General features: G+C 30.0%; 5 protein-coding genes and 1 CRISPR repeat array. Of the genes, 4 read left to right on the top strand and 1 reads right to left on the bottom strand.

The features are described 5' to 3' along the window. Nucleotides 1-236: 236 nt before the first annotated feature. The 4 genes from KJQ97_RS08655 to cas4 all read left to right on the top strand — a co-directional run bounded on the left by KJQ97_RS08655 (nucleotide 237) and on the right by cas4 (nucleotide 2,929). Nucleotides 237-1,076 (top strand): hypothetical protein, encoded by an 840-nt coding sequence (locus tag KJQ97_RS08655; RefSeq protein ID WP_214120591.1) that lies wholly within the window; start codon nucleotides 237-239, stop codon nucleotides 1,074-1,076. Beyond that, nucleotides 1,070-2,026 carry a CRISPR-associated endonuclease Cas1 gene (gene cas1, locus KJQ97_RS08650; protein ID WP_214120590.1) on the top strand — a complete coding sequence of 319 codons (957 nt, stop codon included), beginning with the start codon at nucleotides 1,070-1,072 and terminating at the stop codon, nucleotides 2,024-2,026. Before KJQ97_RS08655 ends, cas1 begins: the two co-directional genes overlap by 7 nt. A gap of 2 nt (nucleotides 2,027-2,028) precedes the next feature. Then, complete coding sequence (gene cas2 / locus KJQ97_RS08645) at nucleotides 2,029-2,295, top strand: CRISPR-associated endonuclease Cas2 (protein WP_214120589.1); 267 nt, start codon at nucleotides 2,029-2,031, stop codon at nucleotides 2,293-2,295. A 61-nt stretch (nucleotides 2,296-2,356) separates the two neighbouring features. Further along, nucleotides 2,357-2,929 (top strand): CRISPR-associated protein Cas4, encoded by a 573-nt coding sequence (cas4, locus tag KJQ97_RS08640; protein ID WP_214120588.1) that lies wholly within the window; start codon nucleotides 2,357-2,359, stop codon nucleotides 2,927-2,929. A gap of 266 nt (nucleotides 2,930-3,195) precedes the next feature. Beyond that, a CRISPR array of direct repeats spans nucleotides 3,196-4,691; the repeat unit is 37 nt; unit sequence ATTGCAAACCTAATTCTATCACAACACGGTTTGAAAC. Between the two features lie 155 nt (nucleotides 4,692-4,846). Here the strand turns inward: cas4 and KJQ97_RS08635 are convergent. Beyond that, nucleotides 4,847-5,262 (bottom strand): methyl-accepting chemotaxis protein (locus KJQ97_RS08635; protein ID WP_250325871.1); only part of this gene is annotated, 416 nt, incomplete at its 5' end.

Here is a 5,262-nt window from a genome sequence, read left to right as displayed (position 1 = left end):
TAAGAGAAGAAATCTTAGAAAAATCACTAAAGTTTTTATAAAATAATAAAAAGGATAGCGAAGAAGAGATTTTAAATATTATAAAACAAAAATTTTATACTAAATATGATGAGTGGTATAATATTTTTCAACTAAGCGAAAAAGAGTATGATAAAGTTACTAAAGCTCTACAACTAAAAAGATTTTATATTGTAAATAAAGATAAAAATTTATATGAAATTAAAAAAGAATTTGCAGTGAAGTATCATAGTAAAGTGAGTTTAAATAAAGACAAATTGTTTAAAACTTATAATGAATTTTTTAATGTTAAAGGTAGGAAACTTAGAGATTTTAAAAAAATGATTTATTCTTTAAAGGTTAAAAATTCATCAAATATGATAATTCGTAGAAATGGTGGCTTTGATGGTATGTGGACTAATTCATCTAGTGGAGTAAAAGCCTTGCCATATACAAACACAAAGACAAATTCTGTTATATCAGTTCCGTTTTTTAACTTGAATGTTTTACCAAAAGACTTAAAAGATATTTTAGTGGTTATTGATTTTCTTAACAATCACAAACAATTTAAAGCTGGTTTTGCAAAGTATAGGATTTGTGATATAAAAGAAATTAAAAACATAGATGTTATACCTTTTAAAAGTATAGAAATTTTATATCAAGAGAAAACACGCTCAAATATTGTTTTAGAGATTGATAAAATTAATGCAAATATTTTTTTAAAAACAATAAATTGCGATGAAATTAATTTTGATAATATTAATTCCACAAATAAATTAAATTTAATTGTAGATAACAAAATCAACTATGACTTTTTTTATTTGTGTAAAAATATTTTATTTAATAAATCTTTTGGTTTTGGTGGAATTGCTGAAAATGGTAAGAAAAAATCAGAACTTTTTAAATATGAAATTATAAAACACAAAGAAGAGTTAGAAAATTTTGACACTAAAACATATAGAAAAAGAGATGTTTTGGAAAATAGTGAAAATGTGTTAAAAATATCGTTTATCACAAGTGGAAATTTTTCAAGCAATGTAAAAAATATAAAAAATATTTACAAAGGTTTAGAGTGCTAAAACATTTCGTAGTGAATTCTTACGGGGTGTATTTAGGGCTTAAATCGGCTAGATTAGTAGTTAAAAAAGATGGAGAGTTAATTAAAGAATATCCACTTAAAAACCTAAAAACCATAAGTATAAAATCTCGTGGTGTAGGACTAAGTAGTGACTTAGCCTATGCTTGTGGAGTGCGTGGGGTTAAGATATTTTTTAATGATTTTAAATCTCATTTAGCTTTACACACTTTACACGAGCATAAAAGCGTAAATGTGATAAAACATCAGATTTTAAGCGAACAAAACGGCAAAGACCTAGCCTTAGCAAAAGAGCTAATCATAGGTAAAATCAAAAACCAACGCTCCACGATTTTATACTTTTCAAGGTATTTGCAAGATGATTTGCTAAAACAAAAAACCACCGAGCAATTAAAAACATTTATTAACGAGCTAAAAACTTATAAAATGACAAAAGATAGCATTTTTGGCATTGAAGGAAGTGCGGCAAAAGTTTATTTTGATTATCTTAAACAAACAAGGCTTTTAGGGGATGAGTTTGTAAATCGCACGGGCAGATTTGCAGATGATAATGTAAATAAAGCCCTAAATTACGGCTACGCAATACTTTTAAACATAATTTATAAAAGCGTGATAAACGCAGGGTTAAACCCATATTTTGGGATGCTTCATAGCTTAAGAAGTGCTAAGCCATCGTTAGTTTTGGACATTATGGAGGAGTATAGAAGTTTTTTAGTTGATAGAAATATCATCAAACTAAGGCATCAGCTAAAGGGCGATTTTAATGAGTGTAAAAAGCTAATTTCAAATGAGATTTTTAGCTCACTTGCTAAAAAGTTGCCATATAATCACTCAAAGCTAAGTCTTGAAAGCATCATACAAAGGCAAGTTTATAAGCTTAGTGGGTTTTTGTGTGGTGCTAATAATTATCATTCTTATGTGTTTAGGTGGTGAGTGTGTATATTGTAAGCTACGATATAGAAGATAACAAATCACGAACAAAACTTTTTGAAGAGTTAAAAGACTTAGGGCTTTTAAATATCCAAAAATCAGTCTTTTATGGAGAGCTTAGCAAAAGTGAGATAAAGGTGGTAAAAGAGCTTTTTAAAAAGTTTTGTGGTGATGGAGATAAGGCGTTTTTGTGTAGGTGCAAGATAGATTTAGACTATACGCACGGTTATAAAAAGGCTGATTTAGAGCAACTTAGTTTTGATAGTATTTAGTAACTTGTGTATATTTTAACCAAAACAATGAGAATTTTAAATAATTTGAAATAGGAATTTCATGGAACTTTTGAAGGCGAGTTTGATTAGGCAGTTTGTGTTTTGTCCTAGGATATTTTATTTTTATAATTTTTGCGATATTACACCAAAGTATCCTAAGCATGTATATTTTGGTAATGATTTTCATAAAAAGCAAGACGAGCTTTTCAAAAGTCGCACATTTGCTAAACTTGGGCTAAGCGAATATAAAGCCTATAAAAATCAATATTTAGAAGATGATGAGCTGTGTGGGGTTTGTGATATGCTCTTTGTTGGGGTTGATGAGGTGATGGTGCTTGAGTTTAAACAAAGTGATAATCTAAATCTTAGTAACGGGGCGAAAATGCAACTACTAGCATACGCAAAAATGGCTAGTAAAACTTATGCTAAGCCTTGCAAAAGAGTGATTTTATGCTCATCAAATCATCTAAAACATAAGGTTTTTAATATTTTTCCGAATGATTTTGCTAGGCTTGAAAGAGTTGTAAAAGATATGAAAAATCTTTTAGATAATGGAGTTTTTCCAAATAGTAGCGCTAGTCTTAATGCTTGTAATCAATGTGAATTTTTTAACTATTGTGATGATAGGGAATAAATTTAGTATGTTTGTGTTAAAGTTTATCGGGGTGGCTAAGCCAGTTGCCCGATATTTTACTAACTTTTCGGTATTTCTACCTACTTATGATTTCAAACGCTCGTTGTGATAGAATTAGATTTGCTTTTTAATTTTAGTGATACAAACTAAACATAGGTTTAATTTTTCCACTAAAGTACTAAAATTTGAAAGAATTTTCAAAGTGGAAAAATCACTACTTTTTAAAAACTCTCAAATACTTGATATATAAGCAAGTTTTCCTTGCTATTGCAAACCTAATTCTATCACAACACGGTTTGAAACTGCAATTCAGATGTTGACGCAGGTATGTTAGCTATATTGCAAACCTAATTCTATCACAACACGGTTTGAAACACAATTTCTACACTTTCACTGATAATTTCCATTGCATTGCAAACCTAATTCTATCACAACACGGTTTGAAACAAATACATTTTTAAAACATTTTGTTCTATTTTATTCAATTGCAAACCTAATTCTATCACAACACGGTTTGAAACTAAAGGAACTAAAAAACGGCTCATTGTAAATCTTCATTGCAAACCTAATTCTATCACAACACGGTTTGAAACTATGAAGATGCGGAACTCCAAGCTTTTTGTGTGGCATTGCAAACCTAATTCTATCACAACACGGTTTGAAACTTAAAGCAGTTAGAGCAGTAGCACCTAAAATTTTGTTATTGCAAACCTAATTCTATCACAACACGGTTTGAAACAATTAATTTTAATTCAATGAGTTTAAGGGCTTTTACATTGCAAACCTAATTCTATCACAACACGGTTTGAAACTTCTGCTTTTGCCCTAATGTTAATTTATCGGTTTTATTGCAAACCTAATTCTATCACAACACGGTTTGAAACTTGTCATTGGTGCTCTTGTTTCGATTTGGTCTATCATTGCAAACCTAATTCTATCACAACACGGTTTGAAACAACTTCTTATGTGGCTCAAAAACTTTACAATATTTGATTGCAAACCTAATTCTATCACAACACGGTTTGAAACTGCTGTCACCATAACAGGTAATCAAATCACATTTTATTGCAAACCTAATTCTATCACAACACGGTTTGAAACTTACAAGAACCATTAAAAAATACTGATAAAGAGATATAATTGCAAACCTAATTCTACCACAACACGGTTTGAAACCCTTCAACTTGAGAACTTAAATTTCCACCCAAAATTATTGCAAACCTAATTCTACCACAACACGGTTTGAAACACACCCACAACGAAACGCCCTATCAATTGTTTTTTCATTGCAAACCTAATTCTACCACAACACGGTTTGAAACTTATCCCAACAAAAAATTAAATGATAATGAGCTTTTATTGCAAACCTAATTCTACCACAACACGGTTTGAAACTTAAGCTCGCCGTTTTGCTTTTGCTTTAGAGTTAATATTGCAAACCTAATTCTACCACAACACGGTTTGAAACACATAAGGTGGGTCAAGGTAAAATAAAGCGTCCTCATATTGCAAACCTAATTCTACCACAACACGGTTTGAAACAGCATATTTGAAACTAAATTAATATCTGCGTTTAAATAATTGCAAACCTAATTCTATCACAACACGGTTTGAAACAGTAACTTAGGAAATGCAATTGATGTGGCTTGTGAAATTGCAAACCTAATTCTACCACAACACGGTTTGAAACTGTCTAATTAATAAATAATTTCATCATTAAGCTTTATTTCAAACCTAATTCTATCACAATAATGCTAGAAAGTAACGATATAACATAATAATACAAAACAAATACGATTAAGCAAAAAATATAAAGTAGAAAAACTAGAGTGAGTTTAAATTATTTAAATATTTTAAAATATTATTAGGAACTAGCATACTAATTCCTAATAATAAGTTTATTTTTAAGCTAATAAATCAAGTTCTAAATTCATTTAGCTTTTTGTTTAGTTGTTCTGTCATCTCACTTAGATGATTTGCTGCTCCTGCTATTTCTTCTACACTTCTTGCGTTTTCATTAGTGATAGTATTCATATTATTTACTCCACTTAATATCTCGCTCATATCTTTACTTGTGCTTATATAATCATTTACAGTTGCTTCACTAATTTTTACAGCTTCACTCATTACTTTCCCCATTTCATTAATTGTATCTTGGGTATTACTTGCTACTTGAGTTAATTTACTAATCTCTGCTGAATTAGTGCTCATTTGCTCGCTTGCATCTTTAATACCTTGAACTATAACGCTTATTGTTGCATTTATTTCACTAAGGCTTTTTTGAGTTCTTTCTGCTAGGCTTCTTACTTCATCAGCTACTACGGCAAATCCTC

The organism is Campylobacter sp. 2018MI01, from assembly GCF_018501205.1.
Lineage (GTDB): Bacteria > Campylobacterota > Campylobacteria > Campylobacterales > Campylobacteraceae > Campylobacter_E.
The sequence above is the reverse complement of the archived record's forward strand: the minus strand, read 5'-3'. Positions and strand labels throughout refer to the sequence as shown.